At 71.8% G+C, this 701-nt stretch carries 1 protein-coding gene; it reads right to left on the reverse strand.

Annotated elements, in window-relative coordinates; all coding sequences use genetic code 11:
• Positions 1 to 701: glycosyltransferase (locus KUM32_RS39725; protein WP_217146594.1), on the reverse strand; the 701-nt coding region annotated here is incomplete at both ends.

Genomic DNA, 701 nt, shown 5'->3' on the forward strand with positions numbered 1-701 from the left:
GTTGGGCGTTCAGCCGCTGTTCGCCGTTGCCGATCGGCAACGGGACGAAGGCGGCCGGCAGCCCGACGGCGGAGAGTTCGGCCACGGTCATGGCGCCCGCGCGGCAGAGCATCATGTCGGCCGCGGCGTACGCCAGGTCCATCCGGTCCACGTACGGTACCGGGATGTAGGGCGGCATTCCGGGCATGTTGTCGACGCGCGGCATTTCGTTCTTCGGGCCGACCGCGTGCAGGATCTGGATTCCGGCGCGCTGGAGGAACGGCGCGACGGACTGCACGACCTCGTTCAGCCGCCTGGCGCCCTGCGAGCCGCCGGAGACCAGCAGGGTCGGCAGGCCCGGGTCGAGGCCGAACGCGGCGCGGGCCTCGGGCCTGACCCGGGCCCGGTCGAGCGTCGCGATGGTGCGGCGCAGCGGGATGCCCACGTAGTGCGCGTTGCGCAGCTTGCTGTCCGGGGTGCTGACCGCGACGAACTTCGCGTACCGGGAACCGATCTTGTTGGCCAGGCCGGGACGGGCGTTGGCCTCGTGGACGATGATCGGCACGCCGAGGCGCTTGGCGGCGAGGTAGCCGGGCAGCGCGACGTAGCCACCGAAGCCGACGACGCAGTCGGCCTTGGTGCGCTCCAGGATCTGCTCGGCGGCCTTGATGGTGCCGCGCAGCCGTCCGGGCACGGTGATCAGCTCGGGCGTGGGCTTACGG

The sequence above is a fragment of the Streptomyces sp. AC627_RSS907 genome, from assembly GCF_019049165.1.